15 protein-coding genes and 1 riboswitch are annotated in these 15,472 nt (G+C 60.1%); of the genes, 13 read left to right on the top strand and 2 right to left on the bottom strand.

Features of this window, described 5'->3' with window-relative positions:
- Positions 1 to 609: a response regulator transcription factor gene (locus tag AC1RO0_RS27260; RefSeq protein WP_498595743.1), complete on the top strand. Its 609-nt coding sequence runs from the start codon at positions 1 to 3 to the stop codon at positions 607 to 609.
- A gap of 94 nt (positions 610 to 703) precedes the next feature.
- Here AC1RO0_RS27260 and AC1RO0_RS27255 read toward each other — a convergent pair whose 3' ends face one another.
- The gene (locus tag AC1RO0_RS27255) at positions 704 to 1,060 is read right to left on the bottom strand and encodes a hypothetical protein (RefSeq protein ID WP_007700578.1); all 357 of its coding nucleotides are present in this window, start codon (positions 1,058 to 1,060) and stop codon (positions 704 to 706) included.
- A gap of 307 nt (positions 1,061 to 1,367) precedes the next feature.
- Positions 1,368 to 1,594: riboswitch (cobalamin riboswitch) on the top strand.
- Positions 1,595 to 1,842: 248 nt separating this feature from the next.
- On the opposite strand from AC1RO0_RS27255, the gene nrdH reads away from it, so the two are divergent.
- The 5 genes from nrdH to AC1RO0_RS27230 all read left to right on the top strand — a co-directional run bounded on the left by nrdH (position 1,843) and on the right by AC1RO0_RS27230 (position 6,485).
- Positions 1,843 to 2,064, top strand: coding sequence for a glutaredoxin-like protein NrdH (gene nrdH, locus AC1RO0_RS27250; RefSeq protein ID WP_498595682.1), 222 nt, complete (start codon positions 1,843 to 1,845; stop codon positions 2,062 to 2,064).
- A gap of 14 nt (positions 2,065 to 2,078) precedes the next feature.
- Entirely contained in the window at positions 2,079 to 2,492 is a 414-nt protein-coding gene (nrdI, locus tag AC1RO0_RS27245; RefSeq protein ID WP_498595681.1) for a class Ib ribonucleoside-diphosphate reductase assembly flavoprotein NrdI, read from the top strand.
- Complete coding sequence (gene nrdE, locus AC1RO0_RS27240) at positions 2,462 to 4,615, top strand: class 1b ribonucleoside-diphosphate reductase subunit alpha (RefSeq protein ID WP_498595680.1); 2,154 nt, start codon at positions 2,462 to 2,464, stop codon at positions 4,613 to 4,615. Before nrdI ends, nrdE begins: the two co-directional genes overlap by 31 nt.
- 16 nt (positions 4,616 to 4,631) lie before the next feature.
- Entirely contained in the window at positions 4,632 to 5,621 is a 990-nt protein-coding gene (gene nrdF / locus AC1RO0_RS27235; protein ID WP_498595679.1) for a class 1b ribonucleoside-diphosphate reductase subunit beta, read from the top strand.
- A 141-nt stretch (positions 5,622 to 5,762) separates the two neighbouring features.
- Positions 5,763 to 6,485 (top strand): phosphatase PAP2 family protein, encoded by a 723-nt coding sequence (locus AC1RO0_RS27230; protein ID WP_498595678.1) that lies wholly within the window; start codon positions 5,763 to 5,765, stop codon positions 6,483 to 6,485.
- Between the two features lie 99 nt (positions 6,486 to 6,584).
- Here the strand turns inward: AC1RO0_RS27230 and AC1RO0_RS27225 are convergent, their stop codons facing one another.
- Positions 6,585 to 7,643 (bottom strand): jacalin-like lectin, encoded by a 1,059-nt coding sequence (locus AC1RO0_RS27225; protein ID WP_498595677.1) that lies wholly within the window; start codon positions 7,641 to 7,643, stop codon positions 6,585 to 6,587.
- Positions 7,644 to 7,865: 222 nt separating this feature from the next.
- Here AC1RO0_RS27225 and AC1RO0_RS27220 point away from each other — a divergent pair, with 222 nt between their 5' ends.
- The 7 genes from AC1RO0_RS27220 to AC1RO0_RS27190 all read left to right on the top strand — a co-directional run bounded on the left by AC1RO0_RS27220 (position 7,866) and on the right by AC1RO0_RS27190 (position 15,464).
- A complete protein-coding gene (locus tag AC1RO0_RS27220) occupies positions 7,866 to 8,762 on the top strand; it encodes an ABC transporter permease (RefSeq protein WP_498595676.1) in 897 nt (298 codons plus the stop codon).
- On the top strand, positions 8,759 to 9,580 hold the full coding sequence (locus AC1RO0_RS27215) for an ABC transporter permease (RefSeq protein ID WP_498595675.1): 822 nt from the start codon (positions 8,759 to 8,761) through the stop codon (positions 9,578 to 9,580). Before AC1RO0_RS27220 ends, AC1RO0_RS27215 begins: the two co-directional genes overlap by 4 nt.
- Positions 9,581 to 9,621: 41 nt before the next feature.
- Positions 9,622 to 10,695 (top strand): ABC transporter substrate-binding protein, encoded by a 1,074-nt coding sequence (locus AC1RO0_RS27210; RefSeq protein ID WP_498595674.1) that lies wholly within the window; start codon positions 9,622 to 9,624, stop codon positions 10,693 to 10,695.
- A gap of 70 nt (positions 10,696 to 10,765) precedes the next feature.
- Entirely contained in the window at positions 10,766 to 11,380 is a 615-nt protein-coding gene (locus AC1RO0_RS27205) for a helix-turn-helix domain-containing protein (RefSeq protein WP_498595742.1), read from the top strand.
- The gene (locus AC1RO0_RS27200) at positions 11,370 to 12,458 is read left to right on the top strand and encodes an ABC transporter ATP-binding protein (protein WP_498595673.1); all 1,089 of its coding nucleotides are present in this window, start codon (positions 11,370 to 11,372) and stop codon (positions 12,456 to 12,458) included. Before AC1RO0_RS27205 ends, AC1RO0_RS27200 begins: the two co-directional genes overlap by 11 nt.
- 34 nt (positions 12,459 to 12,492) lie before the next feature.
- Positions 12,493 to 13,926: an aldehyde dehydrogenase family protein gene (locus tag AC1RO0_RS27195; protein WP_498595672.1), complete on the top strand. Its 1,434-nt coding sequence runs from the start codon at positions 12,493 to 12,495 to the stop codon at positions 13,924 to 13,926.
- Positions 13,927 to 14,207: 281 nt separating this feature from the next.
- Positions 14,208 to 15,464 (top strand): multidrug effflux MFS transporter, encoded by a 1,257-nt coding sequence (locus AC1RO0_RS27190; protein WP_498595671.1) that lies wholly within the window; start codon positions 14,208 to 14,210, stop codon positions 15,462 to 15,464.
- Positions 15,465 to 15,472: the final 8 nt, after the last annotated feature.

Below are 15,472 nucleotides of genomic sequence, written 5' to 3'. Positions count from 1 at the left end.
ATGCCGGAGCAGAAACCGACCATCTACGTCATCGACGACGATCCATCCGTCCGGAACGGACTGGACAGCCTCCTGCGCTCGGTCGGCTATGACGTCAGCAGCTTCCCATCGCCACGGGATTTCCTCGGCCACCAGCGATCCGATGGTCCGTCCTGCCTTGTCCTTGACGTCAGGATGCCGGATGCAAGCGGCCTTGATTTCCAGGACGAGTTGGCAAGGACCGGCAATCCCTTGCCCATCATATTCCTGACCGGCCACGGCGACGTGCCTATGTCCGTGAGGGCGATGAAGGCCGGGGCTACGGAGTTTCTGCTCAAGCCCTTTCGGGAACAGGATCTTCTCGACGCCCTTCGGCAAGCTTTGGAAAAAGATCGCGCCCGGCTTCGCCAGGACGCTGCGACAACCGATCTGCGGGAGCGGTTTGCGACGCTGACGGTGCGGGAGCGTGAGGTGATGGCGCTCGTCGCCCGCGGACGCCTCAACAAGCAGATCGCCGCCGAACTCGGCCTGAGCGAAATCACGGTGAAGGTTCATCGCGGCCAGGCGATGCGCAAGATGCAAGCGGGATCCGTCGCCGACCTCATCAGGATGGCCGACGCGCTCGGATAGCTGGAATGCCTGTCCAAGGCACGATCGAAATCATGCCTTGGCGCCATGCTTCGGCCCGCCGGCTACATTGGTCGCGGCGGATAATGCCTGCGCCTCAATTGAGGGCCGGGCAGCCGCGTCGATTGGCAAAGACCATGCGGTCGGGGCCACCGTCGTTCCAGCCGCGAACGACAATGCGTCGCCCATTGTTTTCGACCGAATCAATGCGTCGGAAACCTTCCTGGCGGGCGGCATCCATAAGGTCGCGCCGGCTGCAACCACCACGGTCACCACGGTCACGATCCCTGCGCGGACCATCCCAGTCCTGATCCTGCCGGCGGTCCCATCTTGGCGGCTGCCTGTATCCGTCATCGTCGCCGTAATACTGCGCCATGGCGACAGACGGCATCAATTGCGTTGCGGCCAAGCCGGCCAACGCGATGAAAGAAACTCGTGCAAAACGTCTAAACATCCTTCGCTCCTCACTTTGATATCGATGGCATGGATGGGTGATATTGCACTCAACATGAACGCTATCCGAACAAACCGTTCATACAGTCCCAACGCGATCGTCCCCGAAAATACCGCCCCATAATGCTGTATTTCCCCAGATATGAAAACTAGGGTTGTGACCAGTGAAGGCAAGCACGGGAATTTGGCTCACCGGAAGAGGCAACGGAACGAAGGAAAGCAACGCCTCCCCAAGGGCGGCGTTGCTCTATCCCCACGAAACGCGACGGCATGTCATCATATCGATTGACGAAATTCCAACCTCGTCTACTATATCTAGTGTTCGAGGTTCTTCCGATTCGCAAGGATTGGAGGCTAAGACGGGAATACGGTGCGCGACTGTCCATTATGGGCGCCGCAATTCCGGAGCTGCCCCCGCAACTGTAAGCGGCGAGCATCTATCCAGCGAAAGCCACTGAAGCATGATGTTTCGGGAAGGCGAGGATCGATGCAACGACCCGCGAGCCAGGAGACCTGCCTCAAACAAAACGTCCACGGGCGGGGTGTCCGGAAGGTCGCGATGTACTGCGGAATGACGCCGCTCGTACACGCCTCCCCGAACTCCTGCGATCAGTCAACTTCGGGGTGAAGTCCATGTCGAATTTATCAAGCCAGTCCCTGCGCGAGTAGCCGCGCGTCCACGTCCGAATCCGGGCGTGTGCTGACCCATCTTCATTTTCTTCGAACGGGCATCGGCGGATGTCCGAACGATATCGTGCGCCTTTCAAAGATACGAGGACAATCATGAGCATCACCGTCTACAGCAAGCCCGCCTGCGTCCAATGCACCGCAACCACAAGGGCACTCGACCGTCACGGCATCAACTATCAGATCATCGATGTTTCCATCGATGATGCCGCCTTCGAACTGGTGCAGGGCCTCGGCTACCGCCAGGTCCCGGTGGTCGTCGCGGGCGAGCAGCACTGGGCGGGCTTCCGGCCCGACATGATCAGCGCGCTTGCCTGATGGAACAGCCGTCGATGGGGCAGATCGTCTATTTCTCCAGCCGGTCCGAGAACACCCATCGCTTCATCGGCAAGCTCGGCCTGGACGCCGTGCGAATACCGGCCCGTCCGGATGAGCTTTTCCGTGTCCACCAGCCCTTCGTCCTCGTGGTGCCGACCTATAGCGGCGACAGCGGCAAGGGCGCGGTTCCAAAACAGGTGATCCGTTTCCTGAACGAAACGGAGAACCGATCGAACATCCGAGGCGTGATCGCCGCGGGCAACAGCAACTTCGGAGCGACCTTCGGGATCGCCGGCGACATCATCTCCGCCAAATGCCAGGTGCCGTATCTTTACAGGTTCGAGCTGATCGGCACGGAAGAGGACGTCGCCAATGTCAGAGATGGATTGGAACGATTTTGGACACGCTCACACACGAACGCCCGGTGAAGGCCACCGAAACGCAGCTCGACTATCATGCGCTGAACGCCATGCTGAACCTTTACGACGAGGGCGGCAAAATCCAGCTCGACAAGGACCGGCTGGCGGCGAAGCAGTATTTTCTCCAGCACGTCAACCAGAACACCGTCTTCTTTCATAACCTCAGAGAGAAGCTCGATTATCTGGTGACCGAGGGCTATTACGAGCGCGAGGTTCTCGACCAGTATTCCTTCAACTTCGTGCGCGATCTCTTCGATCACGCCTATGCGAAGAAGTTCAGGTTCCCGACATTTCTCGGGGCGTTCAAATATTACACCAGCTACACGCTGAAGACCTTTGACGGAAAACGTTACCTCGAGCGCTACGAAGACCGCATCTGCATGGTGGCGCTGACCCTGGCGCAGGGCAATGAATCGGTTGCCAAGGACATGGTCGACGAAATCATTGCTGGCCGCTTCCAGCCGGCGACCCCGACCTTCCTCAATGCCGGCAAGAAGCAGCGCGGCGAACTGGTCTCCTGCTTCCTGATGCGTGTCGAGGACAATATGGAGTCCATCGGACGCTCGATCAACTCGGCGCTTCAGCTCTCCAAGCGCGGCGGCGGCGTCGCGCTCTCGCTCACCAACATCCGCGAGGCCGGCGCGCCGATCAAGCATATCGAAAACCAGTCATCCGGCATCATTCCGGTGATGAAGTTGCTGGAAGACAGCTTCTCCTACGCCAACCAGCTCGGTGCCCGGCAAGGGGCGGGCGCGGTCTATCTGAACGCGCATCACCCCGACATCATGCGGTTCCTGGACACCAAGCGCGAGAATGCCGACGAGAAGATCAGGATCAAGACGCTGTCGCTCGGCGTTGTCGTCCCTGATATCACCTTCGAACTCGCGAAGAACAACGAGGACATGTACCTGTTCTCGCCCTACGACGTCGAGCGCGTCTATGGCGTGCCCTTCACGGAAATTTCCGTGACGGAGAAATACCGCGAGATGGTGGCCGACAACCGTATCCGCAAGAAGAAGATCAAGGCGCGCGATTTCTTCCAGGTGATTGCCGAAATCCAGTTCGAGAGCGGCTATCCCTACATCATGTTCGAGGACACGGTGAACCGCGCCAATCCGATCGCCGGGCGCATCACCATGAGCAACCTGTGCTCCGAAATCCTTCAGGTGAGCGAGGCAAGCACCTACAGGGACGATCTTTCCTATGAGCATATGGGCAAGGATATTTCCTGCAATCTCGGCTCCCTGAATATCGCCGCGGCCATGGATTCGGACGACTTTGGCAAGACAATCGAGACGGCAATACGGTCGCTGACGGCGGTCTCCGACATGAGCCACATCTCGTCGGTGCCCTCGATCGAAAAGGGCAATGATGAGAGCCATGCGATCGGTCTCGGCCAGATGAACCTGCATGGCTATCTCGCTCGCGAGCGGATTTTCTACGGTTCCGAGGAAGGCGTCGATTTCACCAATATCTATTTCTATACCGTGACCTATCACGCCATCCGCGCCTCCAATCGCCTGGCAGTGGAGCGGGAGCGCAGCTTCAAGGGGTTCGAGAATTCGAAATACGCCTCTGGCGACTATTTCGATAAATACATCGAACAGGAATGGAAGCCTGCAACGGAGCGGGTTGGAACACTGTTCGAAACCGCAGGCATCGACATTCCGACGCAGGAAGACTGGCTGGAGCTGAAGCAGGCCGTGATGACATCGGGCCTCTATAACCAGAACTTGCAGGCTGTGCCGCCGACGGGATCCATCTCCTACATCAACCACTCGACCTCCTCTATCCATCCGATCGTCTCAAAGATCGAAATCCGCAAGGAGGGCATGATCGGCCGCGTCTATTATCCGGCGGCCTTCATGACAAACGACAATCTCGACTACTATCAGGACGCCTACGAAATCGGGCCTGAGAAGATCATCGATACCTATGCGGCGGCCACCCAGCACGTCGATCAGGGACTGTCGTTGACTTTGTTCTTCCGCGATACCGCGACGACCCGCGACATCAACAAGGCGCAGATCTACGCCTGGAAGAAGGGCATCAAGACCATCTACTACATCCGCCTTCGCCAGATGGCGCTGTCCGGCACGGAAGTGCAGGGCTGCGTGTCCTGCGCGCTCTGATACCCTGGGGAACAAGATGAATATCCAAGTGAAAACCAACACGCCGAAGCGTTCCAAAGCGGTGCGCGCCATCAACTGGAACCGTATCGAAGACGACAAGGACCTGGAGGTCTGGAACCGGCTGACGGGGAACTTCTGGCTGCCGGAAAAGGTGCCGCTCTCGAACGACATCCCTTCCTGGGCGACACTGAAACCCGAGGAGCAGCAGCTCACCATCCGCGTCTTCACCGGCCTGACGCTGCTCGACACGATCCAGAACGGTGTCGGTTCGGTGACGCTGATGGCGGATGCGGAGACGTCCCATGAAGAAGCGGTGCTGTCGAACATCTCGTTCATGGAGGCGGTGCATGCACGGTCCTACTCATCGATCTTCTCGACGCTGTGCCTGACGCCGGATGTCGACGACGCCTATCGCTGGTCGGAGGAGAATGAGTTCCTGCAGCGCAAATCGGCGCTGATCATGGAGCAATATGCCTCCGGCGACCCGCTGAAGAAGAAAGTCGCCAGCGTCTTTCTCGAAAGCTTTCTTTTCTATTCCGGCTTCTATCTGCCGATGTTCTGGTCAAGCCGGGCGAAGCTGACGAATACCGCCGACATGATCCGCCTCATCATTCGCGACGAGGCCGTGCACGGCTACTACATCGGCTACAAGTTCCAGAAGGGCCTGGACCAGCTTCCGGAAGCACGCCGGCAGGAGATCAAGGACTTTGCTTTCGACCTGTTGCTCGAGCTCTATGACAACGAGGCAAAATACACCGAAGCGCTCTATGACGGTGTCGGCCTGACGGAAGACGTCAAGAAATTCCTGCACTACAATGCCAACAAGGCGCTGATGAATCTCGGTTACGAGGCGTTGTTCCCACCGGACGCTTGCAAGGTCAATCCGGCTATCCTGTCGGCACTTTCGCCGAATGCCGATGAGAACCATGACTTCTTCTCAGGCTCGGGATCGTCCTATGTCATCGGTAAGGCGGTAGCGACCGAGGACGAGGATTGGAATTTCTGAGCCGACACCGCCGGTCATTTCCGAAAACACACCGTTTCGCGAGCAGCGCTTTTCCCGTTGCCGCATGGATTTGGCCGGTGGTACACCTCGACCGGAATCCAAAGGAGACGAAATGACAACGATTCAGATGGGCGGCCGCGCATGAGCGATCAGCAGCCCCGCAAGCCGGGGATACTTGGGTGGCTGAACCGCTTCGAACCCCTGGTGCTCGTCATGTTCGCGGCTTTCTCCGGCGGACTCTTTCTATTTGTGCAATTGACCGGCGAAGTCCTTGAAGGTTCGACGAGGCGATTTGACGAAAGCATATTGCTGGCGCTTCGCCAGCCCGACGATCTCTCTCGTCCGGTGGGGCCTGCGTGGCTCACCCATGCCTTCAGCGATATCACCAGCCTAGGCGGCACGACGGTCCTCACGCTGTTGACGACTATGGTGACCATCTACCTGCTTCTCGATCGCCGCCGCTCGATCGCCATCTTCATCCTCGCCTCGGTGCTGGGCGGATGGCTGCTGAGCACCACCCTGAAGCTGGGCGTCGCAAGGCCAAGGCCGGACATCGTTCCGCATCTGGTCGAGGTTCATGACCTGAGTTTTCCGAGCGGCCATGCGATGGTCTCAGCCGTGACCTATCTGACGCTTGGCGCGCTTCTTTCCCGCACGCAGGCCTACAGGTCGACCCGGATCTTCATGATCGTGGTCGCCATTCTTCTGACGCTTCTGATCGGCACAAGCCGGGTCTTTCTCGGCGTGCATTTCCCGACCGATGTCCTCGGCGGCTGGTGCGCCGGCGCCACCTGGGCGCTCGGATGCTGGATGATCGCCCGCCGCTATATATCGACATCGCCTGGTACGAAAACCCCGGGATAGGTGGATGAACCCACCGGGCATTCAACCAAAACAGGGCGCATCGAATTGCGCCCTGTTTCGTGACCAATAAGATCGGACTTGCCGGTCTCCTCAATGCCATTACAGCCTTGAGGAACGCGCTGGGACCAGCCGCTTGACGGAGGATCCGTTGTCAGGGCCGGCCGAATCATCCTGGATCTCGATGGTGGTGTAGCTCACCCCTTCATAGGTTCCGCTGATGGGGTATTCGAGCTTATCGCCATCGGTAAAGACGATGTGCATTGTCCCGGTAAAGCCGACATCTGCCTTCCCCGTATAGGTCACGGCGAGCAGAGTGACCGTCGTGCCAGGCATCAATGTGCCCGAGTAGCTCCAGCTCAGCTCATGCGTCGAGGATTCGCTGAAGGATTGCTCCGAACTTAAGCCCACCTCCCATGTGAAGGTCGTCTCCACCTCGCCAATGGTCGGCACGCCGGCGGTGAGCCCGATACTTCCTCCGAACGAGAATGTCTGTCCCGTCGTCCAGGTGCTGCTGTCGGTCACCGAGACCGAACCCGAAAACGTATACTGCTTGTCGCCGTTTCCGTTGTTCGAGTAGGTTTCCCTGGCGAGCCGGTCGGGATTGCAGGGCTGGCCGCTCAGATCGGAATACTTGACGTCTTTCAACGCCATCGACGTGAACGGCTTCAGAAAATAGAAGCCCAGATTGTCGAGATCCGAACCGCTGCGACCGAGCGCGCCGACGCAGATGCCGCTACCGACATCGACGCGATATTCCGTCGAGGTCGAACCGCCGGAATCAAATCTTCCGCCGCTGCTCGTGGTGAAGCGAATACGGCCAAGGCGCGTTCCCCGGCCGTTGCCCCACAGGCTTAGCGCGCTGATCGTCTCCCCCTCCGCGAAGCTATAGGACTGATCCGGATCGTCGGATGCCGTCCCCTGAGTAAAGCTCGTGCCGTCGGAAAACAGCAGATAGATCTGGCGTACGACAGAGCCGTCGACCCATGCATCGATTTTCTTCAGCGAACCACCCTTCATGACCAGATTGTGGTCGAAGGGGTCGCCGCCGTCGCCGCCGATGATTCTCAGCGGCGCGCAATATTGCGCCGGATTTTCCCCAGCCTTCACGGGGAGCGCGGGATCGATTTTCGATCTCGATTGTTGCGCGGAAATATTCATGGCTGCCTCCTAATGGGTTGATGGGAAAGGAAGCCGGCCCGTTCAATTTGAAATTGAATATCCTCAATTCAGGCCAGCAACGACAGCCTATATAAGCGCATCGATATATACATACGGCAGCTGTCGTATTTCAGCCGCGTCAGTGAATGTGCGAAAAGCTGCTTGACCAATTCACAAAAATGAAATGATATCAGTTAATTTCATTTTTCAGACGGCGGTATAATGTTGAACGGTACCATGGCCCAACTTGCCGACGGCGAGACCAGACGAAGGAGCGGGTTCGCCTTTCGCGGGGCGATGTTGGTCCCGGGCGCGCTCGTCGCCTTCGTCCTCATCCTCTTCGCGCTTGCCCTCGTCATCTTCCTCTCGTTTCGGACAAACGACGGTTCGCTCCTCGGCGCCGGTATTTCGCTTGGCAATTTCGGCACGCTCTTTTCCGACCCGCTTTATGGGATGGTTATTCTAAGATCATTGGTGATTGCCGGCGTCGTGACGCTGGCGACGGTGGCAACAGCCTATCCCGTCGCCTATTACCTTGCCTTTCACGCCGGCTCGAAACGAGGCCTGCTGCTCTTTCTGGTAACGCTGCCCTTCTGGACCAGCTACCTGCTGCGGGTCTTCGCATGGAAGATCGTGCTCGCCTATAACGGCGTCCTTAACTCGGCGCTGATGATGACCGGCATCACCACGGAGCCGCTGACGATCTTCCTGAACACGCCGGCAGCCGTCGTCCTGACGCTGGCGCATGCCTATGCCCCCTTCGCCGTTCTGCCGATTTTCGTGGCGCTCGAGACCCTGCCGAAATCGCTGCTCGAGGCAGCCGCCGATCTCGGAGCCCGGCCCTTCACTACATTTCGCCGCGTGATCTTGCCGAATTCCATGCCCGGCGTGCTCGCCGGCGCGCTTGTTGTTTTCGTGCCGACGGTTGGCGACTATGTGACGCCGGCTCTGGTCGGCGGTCCTGCCAGCACCATGATCGGCTCGCTCATCCAGGCGCAGTTCGGCAAGGCGAATGATTGGCCGTTCGGCGCGGCGCTGGCCGTGCTCGTCATGCTGGTGATCCTCGCAGTCGTGCTCATCGTGCGCGCCGCCGATCGCGCTTTCGGGAGCCGCACATGACCGGCAGACCCGCCCAGGAACGAAAGCAGGGACGCGGGCTGGCGATCTATGTCGTCGCCTATCTCATCTTCCTCTACCTGCCGGTCGTACTGATCCCGCTGTTTTCCTTCAACGATTCCATCCAGGCCGCCTTTCCCCTGAAGGGCTTCACCTTCGCCTGGTATAAAACGCTGGTCGGCAACCAGGCGCTCACCGGAGCATTGCAGACGAGCCTGCTGATCGGCCTACTCTCAGCTTCGCTCGCAACCCTTTGCGGCATAACGGTCGCCTATATGGACACCTACGGCCGGTCGCGGCTGGCAGGCACGATATCGACGATCGCCCGGCTGCCGATCCTGATCCCCGGCGTCATCGTCGGTATCTCGCTGCTGATCCTCGTCAATCTTGCCGGTCTCGGCCCGTCGCGGATCGCCATCGTGCTTGGCCACGTCCTCGTGGCGCTGCCGACCACCGTCGTCATCATGCGGTCCCGGTTCCTGGCGATACCGAGGAGTATTGCCGAGGCCGCGCAAGATCTCGGTGCCGGCGACGCGATCGTCTTTCGCCGCATCATGCTGCCGCTTGCTCTCCCCGCGATCGGTTCTGCCTTCATGCTGGCCTTTCTCACCTCCTTCGACGAGTTCATCGTCGCCTTTTTCCTGTCGGGAACCGAGCCGACGCTGCCGCTCTATATCTGGAGCCAGCTGCGCTTCCCGAAATCGCTTCCGACCGTGATGGCGCTCGGAACGAGCATCCTTGCAGTGTCGATCGTCATTGCCGGCTGCGCCGAGTTTCTGCGCCAGCGCGGCCTTTCGAGGAGCGCACGCGGGCAAGCCTGAGATCTGCAACGATAACAACGAAAGAAAAGAGGAGAACTGTAATGACCCATAAAAGCAGATTGAATTTCCGGCGGCTGGCGGCCGGGATCGCGGCCTTGGCGATCAGCATCGCATCTGTGGTGCTGCCGGCGCAGGCGGCCGACAAGCTCACCTATTTCACCTGGTCCGGCTATGAGTTGCCCGACTTCGACAAGGCCTATCTCGCGGCCCATCCGAATGCCGTCGAAACCTCCGTCTTCGGCGATGACGACGACGCCTTCACCAAGGTCAAGGCCGGCTTCCATCCCGACCTCGCCCACCCCTGCTACGACAAGGTCGCCCGCTGGAACAAGGAAGGGCTGCTGCAGCCGATCGACACCTCCAGGATCAAGAACTGGGACAAGATCTTCCCGGTCTTCCGCAATCTGCCGGATCTGCAGGCCGGCGACGGCAAGGTGTGGATGGTGCCCTGGGATTGGGGCAATACCTCCGTTCTCTACCGCACCGATCTCGTCAAGAACCCCGAGCAGAGCTGGAATCTGCTCTGGGACAAGCAATATGCCGGGCGGATCGCGACCATCGATGCCGTGCACGACACGCCGGTCGTCGCAGCGCTACTCGCCGGCGTCAGCCCCTTCGACATGACGCCCGCTGAGCTCGACAAAGTCGCCGACAAGCTGCGCGAACAGCGGCCGCTGGTGTCTGCCTATACCACCGACATGACCTCGGTGGAGCAGTCGCTGGCAAGCGGCCAGCTGGTTGCCGCCATGACCTGGAATGCGTCGGCGGTGGCCCTGAAGAAACAAGGCGTGCCGGTCGAATTCATGAAGCCGAAGGAAGGCATGCTGACCTGGGCCTGCGGTTTCGTGATGCTCAAGGATGCCAAGAACACCGATCTCGCCTATGACTTCATCAACAGCCGGCTCGAGGCCGATTCCGGCAAGTTCCTGATCGAAAGCTATGGCTATGGCGCATCGACCAGCTCGGCCTTCGCCGCTGTGCCGAAGGAGACGCTGGACAATCTCCAGCTTCCCGCCGACCCGGATACGATGCTGAAATCCACCGTCTTCACCGGCCCGATGAAACAGAACGACGATCTGGCGAAGATGTTCGAAAAGGTGAAGGCAGGCGGTTGATCTCTGGCAATGCCGGCCCGGACATAGCATGTTCGGGCCGGCCGATGACTGCAAGGACCTGGGAGGTATGATGGACGCTCTGGACGATCAGACAGACAAGCCCGCGCGCGACGCCAACGAGGTGGACGTCCTCGTTGGCCGGCGGGTTCGCGCGCTGCGGCTCGAACGCAATCTTTCGCTGGCAGAGCTTGCGACCCGAACCGGCATATCGATCGGCGCGCTCAGCCAGATCGAACGCGGCATGTCGTCTCTGAGGGTGCGCGTCATCTGGCCGCTTGCCGCGGCACTCGACGTCGAACCCTCGGCGCTGATCGTCGATGGTGGCGAACCGGTCAACGACCTCTATTGCGTACGCGCCAACAGCCGCCGGCCCCTGCCTGTGCGCGCTGAGGGCATATCGAAGGATCTGCTTTCGCCGCCAGGCGCCGCCTTGACGGGCATGCAAGTCATCGTCGAGCCGGGTGGCGGTACCGAAACCTATACCCATACGGGCCATGAGTTCGGCTGCGTGACCGCGGGCGAGGTGGAGCTGGTCGTCGATGCGACCCGCTACCTCTTGAAGACTGGTGACAGCTTCGCGTTCAAGAGCAACCTACCGCATTCCTTCCGCAACGCCGGCACCGAGCGCTGCATCATTCTCTGGGTCAACACCGCAAAGCCCGTGGAGACAACCGATGACGCATGACGACGCGCTGCTGTGCCTGCGCTCCGTTTCCAAGCATTTCCCCGGCGGCATTGTCGGCCTCGACGCAATCGATCTTGATATAGCCGAAGGCGAGTTCCTCAGCCTCCTCGGCCCGTCCGGCTGCGGCAAGACGACGACGTTGCGGGTGATTGCCGGCTTCGAAAGCCCTACCTCAGGCGAGCTGCTGTTGGGCGGCCGGGACATCACCCCATTACGACCCTATGACCGACCGGTGAACACCGTCTTCCAGGACTACGCACTCTTTCCGCACATGAACGTCGCCGAGAATGTCGGCTTCGGCCTGTCGCTCAAGAATGTCGGCGCGGCCGAACGCAACAAGCGCGTTCGCGATGCGCTCGACATGGTCGGGCTTGCCGACAAGATCGGCCAGCGCGTTCAGGCGCTTTCCGGTGGACAGAGACAGCGCGTGGCGCTGGCGCGCGCCATCGTCTGCGAGCCGCGCGTGCTCTTGCTCGACGAGCCTCTTTCCGCGCTCGACGCACATCTGCGCGAGCAGATGCAGGTCGAACTCAAGCGGCTGCAGCGCGAACTCGGCACGACCTTCGTCATGGTCACCCACGATCAGACCGAAGCCCTTTCAATCTCCGACCGCATCGTCGTCATGAACAAGGGCGCGATCGAACAGATCGCCGCCCCGGCAACACTTTACGACCGGCCGGCAACCAAATTTGTCGCCAGCTTCATCGGCGCGATGAACCTCCTGCCGGCGCGGCTGACGGCACGAAACGCAACCGAGCTGCAATTCTCCGCCGGAGAGTTACCGCTCCATGTTGCAAGTGACGCCGAGCCGGAGCTTCGCGCCGGAGATCTGCGCACGGTCGGCATTCGCCCCGAGGATTTGACTATCAGCACCGAGAACGGCGGGAACGCCGCCGGCGCGCGCATCGAAAGTGTCTCTTTTCACGGCCGCAGCCTGCGCATCCATGCCGCCCTGCCAAGTGGCCAGCCGATCATCGCAGATATTCCGCGCGGCGCAGGACTTTCCACCTTCGCACCGGGCGACAACGCCTTCATCGCATTGCGGGCCGGGGCGGCATGCCCCATTCTTCCCGCCTGAACCTCTCGGCCAGTCCGTGACCAAGGAGACCAACATGAGCCACAACCTGCAATTCTTCATCGACGGACAATGGGTGAACCCGGTCACACCGAAGACGCTCGATGTCATCGACCCGTCGACCGAGGAAGCCTATACGCAGATCTCTATCGGCTCCGCAGCCGACGTCGACAAGGCCGTCAAGGCAGCCAAATCCGCCTTCGAAAGCTTTTCCCTGACCACCAAGGCCGAACGCCTAGCGCTCTTGAAGCGGATTCTGGCGGCCTATAACGATCGTTTCGAGGATATCGCACAGGCGGTCAGCCAGGAAATGGGAGCGCCTTTGCCTTTCGCCCGTGACTCCCAGGCTTGGGCTGGCCGCGGTCATATGGAAGCGACGATCGCCGCCTTCGAAAGCTATGAATTCGAGGCGAAGCGCGGCGCAACCACGGTCGTCAAGGAGCCGATCGGCGTCTGCGCATTGATCACCCCCTGGAATTGGCCGCTGAACCAGATCGTCTGCAAGGTCGCGCCGGCCATCGCCGCCGGCTGCACCGTCGTGCTCAAGCCGTCCGAAATCGCGCCGATCAGCGGCATCGTCTTTGCCGAAGTCATGGAAGCGGCGGGTACGCCGAAGGGCGTGTTCAACCTCGTCAACGGCAACGGCCCGGAGGTCGGGCAGGTCATGGCCGGCCATCCCGACGTTGATATGGTTTCCTTCACCGGCTCGACCCGCGCCGGCATCATCGTCGCCAAGACCGCGGCCGATACCGTCAAGCGCGTGGCGCAGGAGCTCGGCGGCAAGTCGGCGAACATCATCCTCCCCGACGCTGATTTCGAGACCGCCGTCACGAAGGGCGTATCCGGCTGCTTCGGCAATTCCGGCCAATCCTGCGATGCCCCGACCCGCATGCTGGTACCGGCCGCCCGCCACGACGAAGCCCTGGCGATCGCCAAGATTGCGGCAGAAAAATTCAAGGTCGGCGATCCGCGCACCGAGGGCACCGATCTCGGCCCGGTCGTCAGCCAGATCCAGTACGACAAGATCCAGCGGTTGATCGAGGCGGGCATCAAGGAAGGCGCAACGCTGGTCACCGGCGGTCTCGGCCGGCCGGAAGGGTTGAACCGCGGCTACTATATCCGCCCGACCATCTTCGGCCATGTCACCAACGACATGACCATCGCCCGCGAAGAGGTTTTCGGGCCGGTACTATCGATCATTTCCTACGAGGATGAGGATGAGGACGACGCGGTTCGCATCGCCAACGACACCGTCTATGGGCTCGCCGCCTACGTCCAGTCGACGGATATCGCCCATGCCCGCAAGGTGGCACTGCGCATGCGCGCCGGCTCCGTTTATCTCAACTATCCGGAGTGGGACACGTTTGCGCCCTTCGGCGGCTACAAGCAGTCCGGCAACGGCCGCGAATATGCCGACTGGGCGATCCATGATTTCCTCGAGATCAAGGGCGTCGTCGGCTGGGGTGAATAAGGCGGCACTGCTCTGATCCAGCATCGCGGCGCCGAGTGGGCGCCGCGTTTCCCTCGGCCCACATTGACGACAGGCAAATTCCTGTCTAGTTTTTGCACCATGAAGATCGCAACGGTTCTTGCAGTGGTGATAGGGCGCATGGGCAGGATGGTATAACCATCCGGCGAAAGCACCCATGCGCGGTAAACAGGCTCCTGACGGGGCCTTTTTTTATGCCCAAAATTCGGGCCACGCCTCGTCAGATTTCCCTCGGCACCCCCACTGACAAGACGGTCAAAACCATGACGGACAGCAATCCCCTTCAGACTTCGCGTATCCAAACGACAGGCAAGACAACCAGCATTCCCGCTGTTCCCCCGCCCCGACTGACAACCCTCATCTTCCTGTCGGCGCTCTCGGTGCTGCCGGTGAACATGATCCTGCCGTCGCTGCCCAGGATTGCCGGTGAGTTCCATGCTGACTACGCGCTCGTCAATCTTTCGGTAGCCGGCTATACGATCGTCACCGCCCTGATTGAGATCGTCGCCGGGGCGATGTCGGATCGGTATGGGCGCAGGCCGGTCGCATTGATCGCTGTCTCCATATTCATCGTCGCGTCGATTGGCTGCGCTCTCGCCACCAATATCGGCACGTTCCTGGTTTTTCGAGCCATGCAAGCCTCAATCGGTGCCTGCTTTTCCGTCGCTCTCATCGTCGTCAAGGAGACGTCTAGAGAACGCGGAGTGGCGAGCAAAATAGGCTACATCTCCATGGGATGGGCGATTGCGCCCATGGTCGGGCCGATGTTTGGCGGTTTTTTGGACGAGCTTTTCGGATGGCGGGCAATCTTCGCTGTCCTGGCGATCCTGGGTGTAGCCGTCCTCGCTCTGTCCATGCGCGAGCTGAGAGAAACCTCTACACGCGCCTCAAGGCCGAAGGCGAACTATCTCGCCTCCTATGCGCAGCTGCTGAGTTCGGCACGGTTCTGGGCCTATACTCTGTGCATGGCTTGCTCCATGGGAACGCTCTATATTTTCCTCGGGGGAGCACCTTTGGTATTCAGCCAATCGCTTGGCGGATCGAGCGCGATGCTGGGTTTCTACATGGGAATGGTTCCGGCGGGCTTCATCCTAGGCAGCTATCTGGCCGGTCGCTACGCCTCGCGAAATGCGCTGAGCACCGTCCTCATCGTCGCGCGTCTCTTCACCTGCATCGGGCTGCTGGCTGGCCTGGTCCTTTCTATGTCGGGCGGCGCCCACGTTCTTGCATTCTTTGGACCCTGCATGTTCATCGGTATCGGCAACGGGTTGACCATGCCCGCCGGCAATACCGGTATACTGTCCGTTCGCCCCGATCTTGCGGGCACCGCCGCGGGGCTGTCCGCCGCAATGAGGCTCGCCGGCGGAGCGCTCATAGGCTCCGTCGCCGGTTTGTTTCTGGCGCAGTCGGGGGCAATCCATGCCCTGTTCGTCATGATGCTGGTGTCGGCATCGCTCGCATTGTTAGCCGCAGCTTACGCTGCCTTCGTCGATCGGCGTATTTCCAAGCCGGTTTCCTAGCACACGGA

Source organism: Rhizobium sp. GW821-FHT14E12, assembly GCF_058803745.1.
The sequence above is the reverse complement of the archived record's forward strand: the minus strand, read 5'-3'. Positions and strand labels throughout refer to the sequence as shown.